Here is a 17,349-nt window from a genome sequence, read left to right on the forward strand (position 1 = left end):
TTTTTTTATACCATAAAGATTTGTAAATTACCACATCTATTAAATTACAATGAAAAAAGGAGCCCTTTTAGCAATCTCGTTTTGCTGCTTAACTTATGCTTATGCCCAGACAACAAAGACCCCGTTTAAACCCGCTGATTTTTTAAAAATCAAAAGCCAGAGCGACCCGCGGGTATCGCCCGATGATAAATGGGTGGCCTACAGCCTTTCGGAAGTGGATACCGCGAAAGATGGCCGCGTTTCGCACTTGTGGATGCAAAGCCTTACCGGTACCGAATCGATAGAGTTAACACATGGAGCGGATCCGGCGTCGAACCCGCGCTGGAGTCCCGATGGCAGGTACCTGGCTTTCCTTTCATCGCGCGAGTCGAAGAACGGTTCGCAGGTTTGGTTGCTCGACCGCAGGGGCGGGGAAGCGAAAAAACTAACTGATATTAAGGGTGATTTGGGCGACTATTCCTGGTCGCCTGATTCAAAGCAACTGTTGCTTAGTATTGAAGACCCCGAAAGTAAAGCAAAAGAAGAACCTAAAAATCCGTTGCCCATCAAAATAGATAGATATCATTTTAAACAGGATATCGAAGGATACCTGAAACACCAATACACGCATCTTTACCTGTTTAACGTCGATGCCAAAAAACTTGATACATTAACCAAGGGAAATACTGACGAGCGGGCGGCAGAATGGTCGCCGGATGGGAGCAAAGTTGTTTTTGTGAGCAACCGTACGCCCGACCCGGAAAGAAACGATAACGAAGATATTTTTACTATTGAAGCCAAGCCAAACGGGCAACTAAGCCAGCTTACAACCTGGAAAGGTCATGACATAAGCCCTAAATGGAGCCCGGACGGCAAATACATTGCTTACCTGCGCTCAACAGCAGGAGAGGAGTACACGATTTACGACCAGGAAATACTTTGTATTATGGATGCTGACGGTAAAAATAGCAAAACCATTACCGGGCAAATGGACAGGCCCGTGGCAAACCCAGCCTGGAGCAAAGACGGTAAGAGCGTTGCATTTTTAGTTAGCGATGACCGGCGGAATTACCTGGCCCGCTATGATACAGGCACGGAAAAAATAACAACTGTAAACAGTGGCGACTATGGCATTTTGAATATAGTGCCATATATGGCTAATAACTGGGTGGTTGAATTTAGCACCCCGTACGTACCCATTGAACTGTATGCGGTAGAAGATGGCAAACTGCGTAAATTAACCCACCACCAGGACTGGCTGGCGGATGTTAAGCTGGCGCATGTGGAAGGCTTTAAATCGAAAAGTAAAGACGGTACATCGGTTTCGGGACTGGTTTATACACCGGATAGTGTGCGGACAGGAAAATTGCCATTTATATTGTTCATCCACGGCGGCCCGGTTGACCAGGATGATTACACTTTTGATGCCAGCAGACAAATTCTGGCCAGCGCAGGCTATGCCGTAGCCGCTGTAAATTATCGGGGCAGTAATGGGCGCGGTTTAAAATATATTAACGCAATAAATGCCGACTGGGGTAACAAAGAAGTTGTTGATTTATTAGGTGCTGTAGATGAACTGGTGAAAAAAGGCATAGCCGACCCTGACCACCTGGGTATTGGTGGCTGGAGCTACGGCGGTATATTAACAGATTATACCATAGCTACCGATACCCGTTTTAAAGCAGGGGCAAGCGGCGCTGGCAGCGCGTTGCAAACTACCATGTACGGCAGCGATCAATATGTATTACAGTACGAACACGAACTTGGCCAGCCATGGAAAAGCCAGGACAAATGGATAAAACTTTCGTATCCGTTTTTTCATGCAGATAAAATAAAAACACCGGTTCTCTTTATGTCTGGGTTAAAGGATTTTAACGTTCCCACTGCGGGCAGCGAGCAAATGTACATGGCACTTAAATCGCAAAATATACCGACAGAGTTGATACTATATCCAAATCAATACCATGGCATAACTGTACCCAGCTACCAGGTTGACCGGCTACAGCGGTATATTGCATGGTTTGATAAATATTTAAAGTAGAAAGAAGTCCGAAAGTCAGTAAAGTCCGAAAGAAGAAATTAACTAAGGCGTAACGTTTAAGTGGTCACTGTTTAATTACTTCCGACGGTTCATTTAGTTTGTAGTATACACCCTTGGCCGTTTTTAAGCTATCGGGTATAACTGTGTTGGCTAATTTAAGTTCCTGCAGGCATTTGTAAGTTTTCTGCCAGTCTTTGGGGTATTCTTTGGCCATTGTCGCGGTGTCGACTTTACTGTAAAAATTAAGGATATTTTGTTTTAGCGGTTTGGTGAGGTTGTTAAACTTTGTTTCCTCCAGGTTTTCAACCAATTTAGCGTAAGTTTTGTCGGCCAGGTGATATTCGCCGATAGCGGTTGGTTTGCCGGTGTCATAGTCAACATCGGCCAGGTTTAACTTGCTGTGGTTTAATGTGGCAAGAGCGCCGCTGTAATGAACCAAAACAGTATCAAAACTTTTAACAAACAGTTCCTCCGCTTTTGGACCTGGGTCTTTAAATGTTAATGCTTTTAAAGGCCCCACTTTGGGTAGTATACGTATCAGGAAGCCAACAAATCGTTCACCAAAATTTCCTTTAGTTCGCGACGAACCAAATTCTTTAATGTAAGCTTTCTTTTTCATCTTATATTGAAAAGTGTGGCTGTTAGCGCTCGGGTTTGCTTTTAGTATTTCGTCTTTCCGCATCTTCCAGGCTGCGCGGGTAACAGTAGGCATCAGGCTTTTAACCGACCACCGGTAAGTTGATATAGCAAGGTCCAAATCGCCAAAAACACTGTTAATATCTTCGCCATAGGTTTTTAAAAATGCTCTTTCAAGTACAGGTTTTGCTACTTCAAATCCAATAAAATCGTGGTAAGCTTCTGCTGCGTAATTGCCCTTTGCGGTTTCCAGCACATCAAACGAAAGTTCAACTTTGCTGTGGGACGAATGATCTTCTTCGTAAGTTACCACCTTGCCGTATTTCTGGGCGATTTTGGGATAAACCAGCGGTACAGCATGATTGGTTCCTATAGAATGGCCATATTTATCTGCCATATAGTGACAAAGCGAACCAAGTGCAAATGCATATTCATTGATGTTTTGCGATTCACCTATTAAATTCTCTACAAAATCTCCGCTACGAACATAGTGCGACAGGTTGGTGAAGTACTTGCTGCCAAAGGGGAAGTAACCCATATCAGCCAGTAAACAGCCGCCGTAGGCATAGGCATGTGCTTTTTTCAATTCGTCATCCGTGGCATTTGGGAACTTTAGTTTTAATAATGGTTTGATACTTTTATTCCAGCTAGCGTCAATAAGCGCTTCATGGGTTAAAACTGAATACCCCTTTGATGATATGGGAATAAAAAAAATAAACAATGCAAGTATAAAAAACCTGCCGGGTCTGCGTATCTTCATTATAATTGGGACAGATTTAAGTATAAGTGTAAAAAGGTTAAAAAGGTTTTATTTAGCAAAGAATTTACAAAAAAAGCCTTGCCGTTATGGGCAAGGCTTTTGTGAATGTGTAGCTAAAAATTACACTGATTTTTATTTACCGTTTAACCGGCTCGTCATTTTGCTCTTCATTTCCTGCTCAAAGTCCTGGTATTGTTTGTACTGCTCTGTAGTGAAAACTTGTTTTAGTTCGGCGTCTTTTTGCTTTTGTAGCGACATCGCCTCTTTCATTTTTTTCATTCGTCCGTCGCTGCCTTTAATTATTGGCTCAAACTTATGTGCGTATTTTAAATTAATGGCCTGTACTTTTAAAACCTGGTTGGTATCAAGTTTTAATTTGCTTTTCATCATGCCTGTTTGCATTTGCGCCCGTTGCTCTGGCGTGGCATTCTTTAAGTCGCCAGGGTTGGCTTGCGCATGTAAAATCCCCGTGGCAAATGTGCTTATTGCGACAAAAAACAATGTGATATAAATTTCTCTAATCTTTTTCATGTGGCTTTTTTTAGGGGTTTACGACCATTGAATATTATAAGTTACACCGCTATTTAAAACTATGGTAGCTTTTTTGTTGCCAAGAAAGGTTACAGTACCGTTAAAGTTAAAAGTTTTACCAGAAGTTGATGTGGCTGCAATAGTTACAACAGCCGTTCCCGACACAATTTGCTGGGTAGTTTTATCTACAGCAATATTGCTGGATGTGATTTTTATATTGCTGGTGAAGGTGTACTGTCGTGCAATTTTAGAGGTTGTTGTACCGGTACGGGTATAAGTTGAAGAGAAAAGATATTGCGACGAAGCGGGAGGCAGCCCGGTAAGCGTAAATGCACCCTGGCTATTATCTTTTGATGATAATCGCGCCCCGTCATAGCTGCCGGTACCTGTGAAGTTAAAAGTTAGTTGGCTGGGTATAATTCCATTACAGGTAAGCATGTAATTCCAGTTTAAATTGTAACTGTATGAAGGCGAAGCCCCGGCTGCGCTCGATTTGATAATTGTCGAATCTTTGGATACTCCGCACGATAGTACAACTGTCTTTTCAATAGTGGTGGAACTGCTTAATTGAGCCGTCATGCCGCCGGTTTCGGGCGTTATGGCATCTGTGGTCAATTCAGCAGCATCGGCTTCTGTCACTGTCGCGGCAGTTGTGCTGGTACTGTCTTTTTTACATGACGCTACAGTAAAAGTTAGACCTGCGGCTATCAATACTGTAAACAGTAGTTTTGTGTTGACGATTTTCTTTTTCATGATTTTAATTGTTTAGTTATTTATGGTGATCTAATATTTTAATAGTTAAACGGGCATTGTTGGCGACGGTTTAAGCACTTATGGCGAACCGTCCAATTCGGGGGGTGAACTAACTTTTAAGCTTCATTTTTCCGGTAAACAGGTCAGCAAAGCCCTTAAAGACCAGCTTAAACGGGTTGTAACCCAGCGAGCCGTTAGTGAGTCCGTAATTCACTTTTTCGGTTTCGGGCTGGTAGGTTTTAAATAGCTTGTCCCAAGTAATAAGAACGCCGCCAAAATTCTTGTCGATATAGAGCGGGTTACTCCCATGGTGCACACGGTGAGCTGATGGGGTGTCAATTATGCCTTCCAGCCAGCCTATTTTGTCAACTGCTTCGGTGTGCAGAAAAAACTGGTAAACCAGGTTAAGCGCATAAGAAATTGCAATAAAATCGGCGGGCATACCCATTAGGGCAGCGGGGATAAAAAACAGCGGACTGATAATCGCCGACAGCCAGTTTAAACGATACGCCGCAGTTAAGTTCATGTGCATTGCGGAGTGGTGCACCATATGAAAGGCCCACAAAGGTTTCCATATGTGCGACAACCGGTGGAACCAATAGTAAATAAAATCAGTCGTTATGAATGTGAGTAAAAATACCCAGGCGTTGTTGGGGAAGGTAAACGGCGCTATTTCTGTAAAAAATCCAAGCACGGCCAGTTGATATCCTGTAAATAGAACCTTTGACAAGTGAAAGCCGGTTAGTACGGCCAGGTTCGAAAATGTCTCTTTTATCTCGTATGCCTTTTTATCGTTTCGCCAGCTCCAGGCTATTTCAGCCAGGATAAGCACTAATAAAATCCCAAGTATCCAAAATCTGTAAGGGCCAACTGTATGTTTCATTTTTTTTATTTTTTTAAGTCAGTTTGCGCTCAACTTCCACCACGACCGTGGAGTGGCTTTGTTGAATGATGTAAAATTGACTCAAAAAATTAGTAGGGTTGGCGATAAAACAGGCGAGGCTGTCAATACCGCAGGTGAAGCTGCTAGTTATTCATCCAGACCTTGAATTCGGGGACGCGGGCTTTGCTGATGATGATATTTTCAGGAGGGACAGGCTTGATTTTTACCGACAATCTGCCGTTAAAATAAAAATCGACTTCGGTAATTTGTTTGCGATTGATGATGAACTGGCGGTTTGCCCTGAAGAACGCGGCCGGGTCGAGCTGCTTTTCCAGTTGCTCCATCGTGAAATCGATAACATATTGGCGCGCATCGTCGGTTTGTGCGTAAACGAGTTCGTTTGCGGTATAAAACCAGGCGATTTTTGCGGTTTCGACAGGAATAAGTTTATCTCTGAAATGAACCAGGAACGATTTTTTATAGGACTTGGAAGCCTCGTTTAATTGTTCCATCAGCTGTGAAAGATTAATCGCTCCGGCGTCCGAAAGAGCACTGCCTAACAGGTTTTTAAATTTATTGAGCGCTTGCTCAACTTCCTGCTGGTCGAAAGGTTTCAATATATAATCAATGCCATTGTTCTTGAAGGCTTGTATAGCGTAATTGTTATAGGCCGTCACGAATATTACAGGCTTTGACAGGCTAACGCGTTTAAAAATGTCAAATGACAAACCGTCGGCCAGCCGGATGTCCATAAAAATAAGGTCGTAATTGTTATTGTTTAACAAGAACCAGTTTACGGAGTCGTCAACGCCCGTCAAAATAGCCATTATTTGCACCGATTCGTCAATTGATTGCAGCATAAAAGCGAGGTTACGGGCTGTTGCCGGTTCATCTTCAATTATCACTAACCTCAATTGTTTCATAACTTTAATGGTAATTTAATGATGAAATTTTCCGTGGTCTTTTCAATTATTAATTCCTGTTGCATTAATATTCTATAGCGGCTGGCTAAATTAACAAGCCCGATGCCAGTACTGCTTTCCGGGTTAGCCAAAACCTGTAGATTATTACGTATCACCAGCATGCTATCTTCAATAAATATTTGGACGGCAAGTGGACTTGATAGAGTTACTGAATTATGTTTGGCCGCATTTTCAACCAGGGGTTGTAAGCTTAAATGGGGGATTTTCTCACCGAGGAATTTTGCGTCGACATTGATATTTAGTTTAAACGCATCCTCGAATCGCATGATAAGTAGCTGTTCGTACGAGCGTACCATTTTTAGTTCTTCTTCAATGGTAGCCATTTGACCGCCGGATTGAGTTAACGCATACCTGAATATCTTAGACAAATGATTAATAAAATGCTGCGCTTTCACCGGATCTTCACGTACAACACCCGATAGTGTGCTTAATGAATTAAACAGGAAATGCGGATTTAGCTGCTCTTTTAACAATTCAAGCTCAGCTTCCAGGTACGCCGTTTTGAGCTGGTCATTTTCCGAATCCTTTTGTTTGCTTTCGCGGAGTAATAGCACGATTTTTATGATAATGGCAGCGAGCATACCGCTTAAAAAATATCTTGATATATAGCCCGACCAATAAATTTGAGGAAGTTGATGACTTAAAAATAACCGGTGCTGTATTGCCCCCGCAAAAATGCAACAGGTTAGTACCAAAACAAGATTCAAAAAAAGCGCAATGATATATCGTTTTTGGCTGCGATAATTGAAGAACGTATTGCTACGATGAAGATTTAGATGGAATAGCAGATAGCAAAAATACAGATTAAGCGCCACCTGTAAAATAAGCTCGGCAAGGTTAAAACGCCAATAGTGGGCAACAATACCGTTCTCGCGCAGGGCAAGCAACCGCGGGCTGCTAACCAACAATGCAATTAAAAGCGAACTGTACCAACAAATCCGTTTTTCGGTTTTATCCATCAGGTAAATTTAACGGCTTAAAGTACAAGTTATAAAAATATGCGGATGAAGCTGCAAAATTGAGGGGCGAACGAATAAAAAAAGGGTAACCCGCAATCCGGATTACCCTTTGTGTTAAAATTTATATCCCTTAGTTTTGAGGCTCGTCGGCAGGAGTGCTTACAACTTTGTAAACCCTGTTGCCACCTGTATCGGTTGTTTCCTGGTAATAAACATCATCTGGTGAAACGTATAGCGTTTGGCCGTTAACATGTATGGTTCTTGAACCTTGTGGCAAATCGTTGTAAATATCGCCTGTTTTAGGTAGGGGGGCACCCTGGCCGTTATCACCCTGATCTTGTCCACCCTGAACATTGGTTTCAAGCTGCCCGTCTTTACCGGCAATAACATAAACCTGTGAGCCGTCATCCTTGGTAACCGGCTGGTAATAAACACCATTCAATTCGTAGTATTGTTCGCCATTTATTGTAATGGCTTGTGCGTTAGCAGGTAACTGGCTTATTTCGGCACCCAAAGGTGGTTCAACTACTGTATATTGGTTGTTTTCGTGTTGGTAGTAAAACCCATTGCTGTAATAGTATTGTGAATCGCCCCAATAGAAAGGATAATATCCATAAGGTAAAAATCCTAAACTAAAACCAAGACTTGGATAATATAAACTGGCATAAAAGCCGCTGTGGTAAAAATATCCGCCGCGATAACCCCAGTAACTGCGACCGCCCCAATAGCTTGGGCCGTAATAATGTCCGCGGCCATAGTAGCCTCCGCGATATCCACCACGGTTGTAGTAGCCACCACGATATCCGCCACGAGCTCCTACGTAACCACGTGAGCCGTTATAGCCACGAGCGCCAACGTAGCCGCGCGAACCATTGTAACCACGGTTACCGCTGAAGCCACGATTGCCATTTACGCCAACCCTGCCACCATTAAAACGATTGTAACTTTGTGTAGATGGGCGTGCACCGCTAAAGCCGGGTCTTTGGCCGAAACCGCCTGAACGTGGGGGCGATACCGCTGAACGGTTGCCACCTGAGAAACTACGGCTTGAACCGCCAGAGAACCCTGAACGACCACCACCACCAGAAAAGCCACCGCTAACATGACCGCCGCCACCACCGCCACCGAAGTGACCGCCACCGCCGCCACCACCACCACCATGACTACCGCCACCGCCACCGCCGCTGCCGCCCCTGTGTTGTGCATTAGCCGGAAAAGCTAAAAACAAACACAATAGTCCGCTTAAGCTTGTGGATACTAAATATTTTAATGCCTTTTTCATAATTGATATTAATTGAAACAGTTTTTTGACGCTGTTTTTGTTTATAGACTCCTAATTTTACAAACGGTTTAACGCAGGTATAATTATTTTATTTCAACAATTATGCCCGCATTGATTTTACAGTTTTTTTTAAGTTTATTTTGACAAGTTCCATACAAAACTGCTAATGTTTATATATTAGCGTCGGCTGGAAAACAATGCCCTGGCCTAAAATTAAGCAAATAAATATGACTATTAAGGACACTAACTCATTGAACCAGGTTGCCGAGTTTCACTCAACCTTTAAACATCCGATTATCGGACAGCCCGCGATACCATCAAAGGAACGTTGTGCCTTGCGGATTTCCCTGCTTGCCGAAGAACTTAAGGAATTACAACAGGCTGTGGATGACAATGATTTGGTTGAAGTTGCCGACGCGCTTTGCGATTTGCAATATGTATTATCAGGCGCAATACTGGAGTTTGGCCTGGCAGAGAAATTTAAAGAATTGTTTGATGAAGTACACCGATCGAACATGAGCAAAGCCTGTAAGACGGTTGAAGAAGCCGAAAAAACTATCGACCATTATAAATCTACTGCTGAAACTGACTCATATCACAAGGAAATTGATGGCCTATTTTTAGTATATCGTACTGCTGATGATAAAACGCTAAAGTCGATTAATTATTCGCCGGCATCGCTTAAGGCGATATTGGATAAATAGAATTTGAGATTTAATGCTGTATGAGTAAAACCCGGAAAAATAAGGATGATCTGACGAAGGGGAAGCCTCCTGCGGACGGTCGAACGGGCGGGCGGAAGCCGGGAACGGTAGCCAAACCAACTGCCCGTAAACCATCGCAAAAAAAGCAGACTCAGCCGGAAGTACACCATCCGGTAATTATTACTGAACCCGCGAATACTCAAACCCCATCAACCGAAACGGCAATGGAAGTACACCACCACCCGCAACTTGAGCACAAACACAAACCCTGGAAAGAGTACCTGCTGGAAGGGTTTATGATATTTATTGCAGTAATGATGGGCTTTATCGCCGAAAATATAAGGGAAAATATCACCAATGGCGAGCATGCGGAGCAATTAACCTCGCAATTGGCGCAGGATTTAAGGGCAGATATTAAAAAGCTGGACCAGGTGTACAACGGCGAAATTAAGATAGTTAAAAGCAATGACACCCTGATAAGTCTGTTACAACAGCCTTTGAGTTCGGCGAACACCCAAAGGATTTTGTGGTTTGTATCAAGGTCACATAGTTTGTGGCCGTTTCACCCGGCTACCGGGGCCATTTTCGCTATAAAAAACGAACTGCACCTTAAACAATTTTCCAACTCAAAAATAATAAGATATATTGCCACTTACGAAAATGATACTGAGCTTTTACACCTGGTACAAGATATAACCCTACAGTATCAGCGCAGTTATTTCGAGCCGTTTTTGAATCAACATTTTTTTGCACCGGCAATTGATTCGGTCTTTCAGCATTTACCCGCTACAAAGGCACCTACACGTGATTTAACACAGGACGACTTGTCGAAATTGGCAGCGAGTATGGTGCTGATAAGGATTAATACCAACGAGCTATTGGATGATAACCGGCAGGCAAGAAATGATGCTGTTGAATTACTGCATTATATAATTAAACAATATAATCTGAAAGACTAATGAAAAAGTTAAGGGTATGCCTGTTGTTATTGCTAACGACTTTTAGTTTTTTATCAGTTACACCGGACGTAAAAAGCTGGACAGCAATTGGTGACTCTATCACTTACCTGAACGATCACCTCGACGAAACCGGCAACCGGGTTACCAAAGGCTATTTAACACGGGTAACTGAACAATTGCCAAACATCAAATATATTAACCAGGGCCATAACGGTTGGAGCATAGTTGGCATAGCCAGGGAAATTGAAAAGCTGGGCCTGCAGAAGTCGGATATCTACACCGTATTTTTAGGAACAAATGACTGGGGACAGGGCCTGCCGTTAGGTACTTTTGACGATTACAGAAACAATACAGGGTTGAAAACATCGTGCGGGGCTTACAGGATAATAATTGATAAAATAAAAAGCCTTAACCCCAACGCGCGGATTATATTGGTAACGCCGATGCAGCGTGAGGACTTTGTTTACATCGCTGATAAACATAATAATGCCACAGGTTCGTATGCCGCAAAAAATGGACAATGGCTGTCGCAGTTTGCCGACGCTGTAAAACAGATAGGGGAGTACGAGCATGTGAAAGTAATAGATCTTTATTACAAAAGAGGCTTGAAATTAAGCAACATGGTGAAGTTTAAGCGGCTAAAAGATCCGCAAACAGGTGAATATAAAAATTTCAGCTACCCCGATTTTCAAGGTATACCTTTTAATCCCGATACGGATGAGTACCCTTACCCAGTGGAGGCAATCGATAACACTTTCGACGGCTTGCACCCATCTGATAAAGGAAACCAGGTTATTGCCGATATGTTGGTTAGCGCGCTAAAAAAGCAATAAATTGTAGTAGGGCATATTACGCGCCGGCAAAGCGTTCCATTTTTGCACGCGGAACACCCCGAACGCTATGGAACATGCTGATTATGAGTGTTTTTACCTTTTGCTTAAATGTAAATAATTGACAATCAACTGTTATGCGATTTGCGTCTTTTTAATGCGGAACAGTCGACGCTAAAAATGCCGGTCTTTTTTGCTTGTACATATAGACAGTAAAATCGTTCGGATCATAGTCTTGTATCAATTTTACTTCCGGGCAGATTGATGAACAATAGCTAGTAATCTGCTCCGGAGTGTAGGCAACCAGCAGCCCGTTGGGGACGATGTAATTCAATAAGTTAAATGCAAAACCATAGTTGCAGGCTGTGTACAATTTATTAATCGCCTTAAAAATAAAATCCGGGTCGGTACTTCGGTAGTTTAGTGAGCCGCTTGCAAAGACGTAATCGACAGCCGGTAGCAAGGTTGTAGTAAAATTACCCTGGATAAAGTTTGCTGCGGGTGAGTGTCCATGGCGTACAATGGCTTCTTTTAAAAGCTCAGGAATTTGCTCCAAGCCTGTGTAAGTAAAACCATTATAGGAAGCCGAAAGATATGGCAGAAAGTCGCCGTAGCCGCAGCCCGCATCAAGTACAGAGCAATTACCCAAATCGCCAATATCTGCAAGGGCTTTAAAACGGATTTGCTGGCTTTCAACATCCTTCCAGCCGAGCGCAAAACTGCTTTCGCGGCCATGAGTGTTTATCATCCCCCGGTGGTAATTGAAAATGGCAATAGAATCGGTTAGTGAGCTCATTAATCGCCGGCAATACCCAGTGCTTGCGCCAGGCGCCTGGATGCCGCATCAAAGCTCACATTTTCAATCCACATTACAAACTCAACCGGACCGCCTTCTTTGCCGCACCCGAAACATTTGAATACGTTTTTTTCAGGCGAAACCATAAATGAATCCGATTGGTCGACGTGAAAAGGGCAGTTGCCTCTTAATGCCTTTCGCCCTTCGCGGAGTACAATGTGTTTAGAAATAATTTTGGCAAGGTCGGCCTTTGATTGGATAATCGATAGTGACATACGGCCGCAAAACTAACCATAGACAGGAGGCTAGCCAAGGCCGTATTGGGAATGTTGAAAATTTGAAGTTTGTTGGCAATTCAATATCAAATTTTGGCCTTTAAATTGTATACAATTGTTTATGAAGAAAACAGTACTGGTGATAGAGGACGAACCTATCATTGCCGAGATGATGAGTATATTATTGGAAGAAGACGGTTATAATGTTACAAGCCTTGCTGATACGGTAAGGGCGCGCCAGAAACTGCATGCCAATGAGATAGACCTGGTTATGCTCGACTTGGGTTTGAAAGGGGAGGACGGAGGATCGATGTGTGCCTACATTAAAGGGCAGGATGACCTGAAACATATACCCGTAATACTGGTGTCGGGCAACGTCGACCTTGAAAAAATAAAACATGAATGTGGCGCCGACGACCATATTGCAAAACCGTTCGACCTTGACCATTTTATGGGGAAGGTGCAGCAGTATTCGGCTGTAGTTAATTAATAAAATTAGAATTCATCAGCAGTGCTGCGGCTGTCTGCATAAGGCGAGCCGGAGAATGTTATAGTGCCGCTGTCAGTGTTAACAAGAAACGTCCATTCTGAAGTTTCATTATTTTTTTGAGTCACAAGGTCCTCACAACCAAAGGTATAAGTTATGTCCAGTAGCACCCGGAAACTTCCCTTTGACGTGGCGCTGTCATATTTTATCCGGTCGACAGTCATTCTCGTAACGTCCGGTGCACCGTTCGGCCTGAATTCACGTGCTATCGAGCTTTTCAATAACTCATAAGCCCTATTTCCGGGGTGAAACAAATCGGCCAGCAGGCTTTCCGGATTGTTGGCGGTATCTTCTGTTTTAATTTCGAAACTCTCCATATAATAGTTCACCAAAATACTCAAATATTGCCGGGATTCAATGGTGGTTCTTCCCGTGGTGTATTGTACGGCGGGAATTCATCAGGCACTATCTGCGGGTCTTCCGTTGGTACATCCGGCTCCTTTGGGTCTGATGGCCGTTTAATTTCCGGCGTTTCTTTAGGAACCGGCATTTCGGGTTGTTCGTTTGGAAATGTATCGTGTTGCTTCCCCATTTTATTAAATTTTATATTAAATTAACCCGTTTACCAGTTTTTGCCACTGTGCGCCCGACAATCCAACGCGGGCCATAAGGGCAATGGCAGTGTTGCGAATTTTGTCATGCAGGTCAACATCCTTGTTATTTGGCGTTTCGTTGCGCCCGTGGGCACCCGCACTAACAGTCCGGCCGTCCCGCCTTATGATGAAAGTACTTGTTAATATGTCGGTAAAAAAATGTGCTATCTCTAAATCTGCTTTTTTGGGATCAGGAACCGGCCTCACCGTCATGGCTAAGTATTGTTCTCCCGTTTCACTGCTGCCGTCGGCTGTTAGTTTCTCAATCATTACCCATTCCAGCCCGTCGCCGGCATCCGGGCCTGGTCCTGGCAGATCAATGCTGATGTAAAATCCTTCGGCTGCAAATCCGGACAATTCGTTACCCTGGTTATTACTAAGGGTGAATTTTGCTGATCCTTCACCAGTATATTCGTGCCAATTATTAACGCTAAGCAAGCGCCCTGCTGCAGATCTAAACTCCTTATTTGCTGACGTTAAATCGTCGAATGTCTTTTCGTGCGTAAAATTGGTTTGCCTGCCTGTTTCCTGGGCGGGTAATTGCGCTCCCGGCTGTTCCATAATCTTCATTTTTTAAGGATAACCCGTTGTCGGCATTCTTGTTTTAGGTTTATATTTGCCCTATGAAAAAAATCCTTCTGCTTTCGCTTTTAATTTTGAACGCCGGGTTTTATGCAAGTGCTCAGACACCAGGTTATAAGGTTTATGCCATTAAATTTGCCGGCACCTCGTACCCATTTACAGCAGCCGACTGGTCCAAAGGCGGCCCCAAAACGGACAGCGTTAAAATCAATTTTATGGTATGGCTGGTAAAAGGCAATGGCAGGAATGTTTTGGTAGATGCAGGTTTTCTGAACGATATTGAAGACGCAAAAGAATTTAAAGTAATTAATTATACACGCCCGGATAGTGCAGTAGCAAAACTCGGGCTAAAGCCGGGAGACATCACAGATATAATCTTCAGCCACCCACATTGGGATCACATAGATGGCGTCGGGTTGTTTCCCAATGCTCACATTTGGATACAAAAAGAAGATTTTAATTATTTTGTAAGCACCGCGTGGCAAAAAGGGCAAAACAACGGTGGCTTCAACAAACGGGACGTCCGAACGATGGTAGACCTGAATATGGCAGGCAGGGTAACTTTGGTTGATGGTGATGATAAAGAGATTATTCCCGGCATCAAAGTGTTTACAGGCTCGAGGCATACCTTTAATTCTCAATATGTGCAGGTTAACACAGGTGTCAATAATATAGTTCTCGCATCCGATAATATCTGGATTTATTATAGCCTCGACCACATGGTGCCTGCTTCGGACGGTGGCACGCTCGATCCTGCAGGCTATGTAAAAGCTATGCAACGGATGAAAACCATGGTAAAAGATGTGAAATACATTATACCTGGACATGATGCAAAAGTGTTTTCGAAATTTCCGGCAGTTGCAGATGGGGTGGCGGAAATTAAGTAACGTCAAAGGGAGTAATAAGCAGGAACAAATAAAGGACGGGATTTTATAGCTAAGTGTACGTTTTTTGATAACTTAGAAAATGAAACGCATAATAACACTACTTGCCATTGCGGTGCTGGCAATTACAAATGCATTTGCCCAGCAATTTGTAAAAATTGAAACCGCACAAGGTAGTTGCATCGTTAAACTTTACGATGAAACGCCTGTACACCGCGATAATTTTATCAGCCTGGTGAAAAGACATTATTTTGATGCAACTACGTTTAATCGGATACTGAAGGGCTTTGTTATACAGGGCGGCGACCCCGATTCTCTGTACGATAAAGGAAAAAAGCTGAACCCGGAACAAAAATGGATAAAACCTGAATTCAATACTGCGCTTTATCATAAAAGAGGTGTATTAGCCATGGGCAGGGACAATAATGCCGGAAAAGAATCCTTTACCACCCAGATTTATTTTGTCGACGGCAAAACATGGACCGATGCTCAGCTCGATGCCACTGAACAGAAACTGAATATTAGGTTCACCGATGCTCAGCGGACCACCTATAAAACCATAGGCGGTACGCCTTTTCTCGACCAAAATTATACCGTTTTTGGCGAAATTGTAAAAGGAATAGATTGGATCGATAAAGTAACTGCCGTAAAGGTTAATAAAGACGGGAACCCGGACAACGAAGTTTGGATGAAGGTGAGGGTTTTAACGCCGAAAGAGGTGAAGGGTGAATTAAAATAATTCCGGGCTTGATTATCCTGTTATTCCCATAAACCATGTCACGCTTTTTTTACCCCATTTCGGGGTGCTTAATAATTTGTTAATACCAAAATACGGTTTGAGTTGATTGTGCGCTTTTACTTTTGAAACCAAAAGAAAAGCACTTACATCAACTTACATGAAAGCAAAATCAGACCTGGAACGAAGTGGAAATTTCGATAGATCTTTAGCAAATAATGGTAAAATAGGAACGACTGCACGTACCATCTGTTCTTTATTAATGGTGATATCAACCGTTTGCACAAGTGGCGTTGCCTTGGCCCAGCCAGGGCATGTTAATCCGTGGGCGCCTGCGGAACTTGCCCCGCTGCCACCACCGGCCAGCCTTACAAATGGAATTTGGCTAAAAGGCGACCTGCACGTACATTCGCGGCACAGCAAAGAGTCGTCCAATAATCCCGTTGCAAAAATCATCTCCTTTTCCAAGTCTGTTGGTATCGATTTCCTGGCCATTACGGATCACGACAATCACGTCGACGGTGATGTTGCGCACAATACCTGGGCCGACCCGGATTTTAAATCAGACTCCGTATTGCTTTTATACGCTGCGGAATGGACAACAACACGCGGCCATGGCAACGCCTTTTCGGCCAGGCCATACGATCACCAGCGGCTATATGACGTACGCGATCAGCGCGATGTGGTGGTTGGTGCAGTGAAAAAAGAACTTGGTGTTCACCTTTCGGCTAACCATCCAAGCGGGAAAGACCATTTTGGGTACTCTTATGACATGATTGAATCCATCGAAGTTTGGAACTCTGCAGTATGGTCAAAAAATGCCAATGCCATTATGATTTGGGACGATATGCTTTCTTCAGGGCGCAAACTAACCGGCAGGGGTGGAAGTGATGCACACCATGGCACGCCGGAAACACCAGCACAGGAAACAAAGAATAGCTACCAGGCGAAAGCAAATTATGTGGGTACCCCAACCACCTGGGTATTCGTGACTGCAAGAACTTCACAGGCGGTAATAGACGCATTGACAAACGGCAGGGTTTCGGTAAGTGCAAACCCCTATGCACCCCGCGTAGAATTTTACGCTGACATTAACCATGACGGCAAAATGGACATGATGATGGGCGACAATGCCAAAGCAACCGGCAAACCCGTTAAATTTCGTGTGCAGTTAAGCGGGAATACCGTTCCGGACGCGGAGTATACTATCAGCATCGTAAAAAACGGCGACCCGTTCAATATCCTTAAAACAACGGGTAAAACACCCATGGTTGAATTTACCGACACGCCGGCAACAATTGGCCGCACTTATTACCGGGTAACAGTTGAGGGGCCGCCTACTGCATATCCGCAGGTTCCAGGGTCAATGGCGTTGAGCGGCAATATGGTTGGCTTGTCGAACCCGATCTATTTTAATTTTGATCCGAACTTTTAAAGTTAGTTCGATATAGGAATACGGTGCTTTGAGTTACGGGCGACACCATAATAGCTGGTAGTCGCCTCACCCTGCCCTCTCCAAAGAGTAATAGCCTATCATTAGACAGGGGCAATAATTGGTAAGGCACATTTATTAATTAATATGTCGAATATCGATTTGTTACCCCGGTAATTATATTTGAAAGTAAATTCATTTAAG

Annotated in this window: 20 protein-coding genes; 8 read left to right on the top strand and 12 right to left on the bottom strand. The window is 43.5% G+C overall.

Translation table 11 applies throughout. The features are described from left to right. Positions 1–49 precede the first annotated feature (49 nt). Positions 50–2,020 (top strand): S9 family peptidase, encoded by a 1,971-nt coding sequence (locus tag NAF19_RS13565; protein WP_252790600.1) that lies wholly within the window; start codon positions 50–52, stop codon positions 2,018–2,020. Between the two features lie 64 nt (positions 2,021–2,084). On the opposite strand, the gene NAF19_RS13570 is transcribed toward NAF19_RS13565, so the two are convergent. The 7 genes from NAF19_RS13570 to NAF19_RS13600 all read right to left on the bottom strand — a co-directional run bounded on the left by NAF19_RS13570 (position 2,085) and on the right by NAF19_RS13600 (position 8,807). Continuing rightward, positions 2,085–3,416 carry a zinc dependent phospholipase C family protein gene (locus NAF19_RS13570; protein WP_252790601.1) on the bottom strand — a complete coding sequence of 444 codons (1,332 nt, stop codon included), beginning with the start codon at positions 3,414–3,416 and terminating at the stop codon, positions 2,085–2,087. A 132-nt stretch (positions 3,417–3,548) separates the two neighbouring features. Then, entirely contained in the window at positions 3,549–3,947 is a 399-nt protein-coding gene (locus NAF19_RS13575) for a DUF4890 domain-containing protein (RefSeq protein ID WP_252790602.1), read from the bottom strand. Positions 3,948–3,965: 18 nt separating this feature from the next. After that, positions 3,966–4,700 carry a hypothetical protein gene (locus NAF19_RS13580; protein ID WP_252790603.1) on the bottom strand — a complete coding sequence of 245 codons (735 nt, stop codon included), beginning with the start codon at positions 4,698–4,700 and terminating at the stop codon, positions 3,966–3,968. Positions 4,701–4,809: 109 nt separating this feature from the next. Beyond that, positions 4,810–5,583, bottom strand: coding sequence for a sterol desaturase family protein (locus NAF19_RS13585; RefSeq protein WP_252790604.1), 774 nt, complete (start codon positions 5,581–5,583; stop codon positions 4,810–4,812). Positions 5,584–5,726: 143 nt separating this feature from the next. Continuing rightward, the gene (locus NAF19_RS13590; protein ID WP_252790605.1) at positions 5,727–6,506 is read right to left on the bottom strand and encodes a LytR/AlgR family response regulator transcription factor; all 780 of its coding nucleotides are present in this window, start codon (positions 6,504–6,506) and stop codon (positions 5,727–5,729) included. Continuing rightward, entirely contained in the window at positions 6,503–7,525 is a 1,023-nt protein-coding gene (locus tag NAF19_RS13595) for a sensor histidine kinase (protein ID WP_252790606.1), read from the bottom strand. The genes NAF19_RS13590 and NAF19_RS13595 overlap by 4 nt, the downstream gene beginning before the upstream one ends. Before the next feature lie 130 nt (positions 7,526–7,655). Further along, positions 7,656–8,807, bottom strand: a complete 1,152-nt coding sequence (locus NAF19_RS13600; protein ID WP_252790607.1) for a DUF6515 family protein — start codon at positions 8,805–8,807, stop codon at positions 7,656–7,658. A 227-nt stretch (positions 8,808–9,034) separates the two neighbouring features. Between NAF19_RS13600 and NAF19_RS13605 the strand changes: the two genes are divergently transcribed. From NAF19_RS13605 to NAF19_RS13615, 3 genes are read left to right on the top strand one after another with little or no spacing between them, the layout of a single operon-like run. Next, the gene (locus NAF19_RS13605) at positions 9,035–9,511 is read left to right on the top strand and encodes a pyrophosphohydrolase domain-containing protein (protein ID WP_252790608.1); all 477 of its coding nucleotides are present in this window, start codon (positions 9,035–9,037) and stop codon (positions 9,509–9,511) included. Positions 9,512–9,531: 20 nt separating this feature from the next. Beyond that, entirely contained in the window at positions 9,532–10,470 is a 939-nt protein-coding gene (locus tag NAF19_RS13610; protein WP_252790609.1) for a hypothetical protein, read from the top strand. After that, the gene (locus NAF19_RS13615) at positions 10,470–11,303 is read left to right on the top strand and encodes an SGNH/GDSL hydrolase family protein (protein WP_252790610.1); all 834 of its coding nucleotides are present in this window, start codon (positions 10,470–10,472) and stop codon (positions 11,301–11,303) included. Before NAF19_RS13610 ends, NAF19_RS13615 begins: the two co-directional genes overlap by 1 nt. Before the next feature lie 151 nt (positions 11,304–11,454). On the opposite strand, the gene NAF19_RS13620 is transcribed toward NAF19_RS13615, so the two are convergent. Both NAF19_RS13620 and NAF19_RS13625 read right to left on the bottom strand, forming a co-directional pair. Continuing rightward, the gene (locus tag NAF19_RS13620) at positions 11,455–12,096 is read right to left on the bottom strand and encodes a class I SAM-dependent methyltransferase (RefSeq protein ID WP_252790611.1); all 642 of its coding nucleotides are present in this window, start codon (positions 12,094–12,096) and stop codon (positions 11,455–11,457) included. Then, positions 12,096–12,371: a CHC2 zinc finger domain-containing protein gene (locus NAF19_RS13625; protein ID WP_252790612.1), complete on the bottom strand. Its 276-nt coding sequence runs from the start codon at positions 12,369–12,371 to the stop codon at positions 12,096–12,098. The genes NAF19_RS13620 and NAF19_RS13625 overlap by 1 nt, the downstream gene beginning before the upstream one ends. 121 nt (positions 12,372–12,492) lie before the next feature. On the opposite strand from NAF19_RS13625, the gene NAF19_RS13630 reads away from it, so the two are divergent. Then, positions 12,493–12,861 carry a response regulator transcription factor gene (locus NAF19_RS13630; protein WP_252790613.1) on the top strand — a complete coding sequence of 123 codons (369 nt, stop codon included), beginning with the start codon at positions 12,493–12,495 and terminating at the stop codon, positions 12,859–12,861. 5 nt (positions 12,862–12,866) lie between these two features. On the opposite strand, the gene NAF19_RS13635 is transcribed toward NAF19_RS13630, so the two are convergent. The 3 genes from NAF19_RS13635 to NAF19_RS13645 are packed head-to-tail and all read right to left on the bottom strand — an operon-like array spanning position 12,867 to position 14,081. Further along, positions 12,867–13,235 carry a hypothetical protein gene (locus tag NAF19_RS13635; protein WP_252790614.1) on the bottom strand — a complete coding sequence of 123 codons (369 nt, stop codon included), beginning with the start codon at positions 13,233–13,235 and terminating at the stop codon, positions 12,867–12,869. Between the two features lie 20 nt (positions 13,236–13,255). After that, positions 13,256–13,450, bottom strand: a complete 195-nt coding sequence (locus NAF19_RS13640) for a hypothetical protein (RefSeq protein ID WP_252790615.1) — start codon at positions 13,448–13,450, stop codon at positions 13,256–13,258. 16 nt (positions 13,451–13,466) lie between these two features. Beyond that, complete coding sequence (locus NAF19_RS13645; protein WP_252790616.1) at positions 13,467–14,081, bottom strand: hypothetical protein; 615 nt, start codon at positions 14,079–14,081, stop codon at positions 13,467–13,469. A 53-nt stretch (positions 14,082–14,134) separates the two neighbouring features. Between NAF19_RS13645 and NAF19_RS13650 the strand changes: the two genes are divergently transcribed. From NAF19_RS13650 to NAF19_RS13660, 3 genes are all read left to right on the top strand, one after another. Beyond that, a complete protein-coding gene (locus NAF19_RS13650; RefSeq protein ID WP_252790617.1) occupies positions 14,135–14,980 on the top strand; it encodes an N-acyl homoserine lactonase family protein in 846 nt (281 codons plus the stop codon). A 79-nt stretch (positions 14,981–15,059) separates the two neighbouring features. Next, on the top strand, positions 15,060–15,716 hold the full coding sequence (locus NAF19_RS13655; RefSeq protein ID WP_252790618.1) for a peptidylprolyl isomerase: 657 nt from the start codon (positions 15,060–15,062) through the stop codon (positions 15,714–15,716). A gap of 157 nt (positions 15,717–15,873) precedes the next feature. Further along, a complete protein-coding gene (locus tag NAF19_RS13660) occupies positions 15,874–17,148 on the top strand; it encodes a CehA/McbA family metallohydrolase (RefSeq protein ID WP_252790619.1) in 1,275 nt (424 codons plus the stop codon). Positions 17,149–17,349: the final 201 nt, after the last annotated feature.

The sequence above is a fragment of the Mucilaginibacter flavidus genome (genome assembly GCF_024055575.1).
Lineage (GTDB): Bacteria > Bacteroidota > Bacteroidia > Sphingobacteriales > Sphingobacteriaceae > Mucilaginibacter > Mucilaginibacter flavidus.

Bases quoted from the DNA above. Each gene is read 5' to 3' on its own strand.
- NAF19_RS13620 (WP_252790611.1), bottom strand. From the start codon at position 12,096: ATGAGCTCACTAACCGATTCTATTGCCATTTTCAATTACCACCGGGGG.
- NAF19_RS13645 (WP_252790616.1), bottom strand. From the start codon at position 14,081: ATGAAGATTATGGAACAGCCGGGAGCGCAATTACCCGCCCAGGAAACA.
- NAF19_RS13570 (WP_252790601.1), bottom strand. From the start codon at position 3,416: ATGAAGATACGCAGACCCGGCAGGTTTTTTATACTTGCATTGTTTATT.
- NAF19_RS13625 (WP_252790612.1), bottom strand. From the start codon at position 12,371: ATGTCACTATCGATTATCCAATCAAAGGCCGACCTTGCCAAAATTATT.
- NAF19_RS13590 (WP_252790605.1), bottom strand. From the start codon at position 6,506: ATGAAACAATTGAGGTTAGTGATAATTGAAGATGAACCGGCAACAGCC.
- NAF19_RS13575 (WP_252790602.1), bottom strand. From the start codon at position 3,947: ATGAAAAAGATTAGAGAAATTTATATCACATTGTTTTTTGTCGCAATA.
- NAF19_RS13655 (WP_252790618.1), top strand. From the start codon at position 15,060: ATGAAACGCATAATAACACTACTTGCCATTGCGGTGCTGGCAATTACA.
- NAF19_RS13615 (WP_252790610.1), top strand. From the start codon at position 10,470: ATGAAAAAGTTAAGGGTATGCCTGTTGTTATTGCTAACGACTTTTAGT.
- NAF19_RS13630 (WP_252790613.1), top strand. From the start codon at position 12,493: ATGAAGAAAACAGTACTGGTGATAGAGGACGAACCTATCATTGCCGAG.
- NAF19_RS13600 (WP_252790607.1), bottom strand. From the start codon at position 8,807: ATGAAAAAGGCATTAAAATATTTAGTATCCACAAGCTTAAGCGGACTA.
- NAF19_RS13650 (WP_252790617.1), top strand. From the start codon at position 14,135: ATGAAAAAAATCCTTCTGCTTTCGCTTTTAATTTTGAACGCCGGGTTT.
- NAF19_RS13580 (WP_252790603.1), bottom strand. From the start codon at position 4,700: ATGAAAAAGAAAATCGTCAACACAAAACTACTGTTTACAGTATTGATA.
- NAF19_RS13640 (WP_252790615.1), bottom strand. From the start codon at position 13,450: ATGGGGAAGCAACACGATACATTTCCAAACGAACAACCCGAAATGCCG.
- NAF19_RS13605 (WP_252790608.1), top strand. From the start codon at position 9,035: ATGACTATTAAGGACACTAACTCATTGAACCAGGTTGCCGAGTTTCAC.
- NAF19_RS13635 (WP_252790614.1), bottom strand. From the start codon at position 13,235: ATGGAGAGTTTCGAAATTAAAACAGAAGATACCGCCAACAATCCGGAA.
- NAF19_RS13660 (WP_252790619.1), top strand. From the start codon at position 15,874: ATGAAAGCAAAATCAGACCTGGAACGAAGTGGAAATTTCGATAGATCT.
- NAF19_RS13585 (WP_252790604.1), bottom strand. From the start codon at position 5,583: ATGAAACATACAGTTGGCCCTTACAGATTTTGGATACTTGGGATTTTA.
- NAF19_RS13610 (WP_252790609.1), top strand. From the start codon at position 9,532: ATGAGTAAAACCCGGAAAAATAAGGATGATCTGACGAAGGGGAAGCCT.
- NAF19_RS13595 (WP_252790606.1), bottom strand. From the start codon at position 7,525: ATGGATAAAACCGAAAAACGGATTTGTTGGTACAGTTCGCTTTTAATT.
- NAF19_RS13565 (WP_252790600.1), top strand. From the start codon at position 50: ATGAAAAAAGGAGCCCTTTTAGCAATCTCGTTTTGCTGCTTAACTTAT.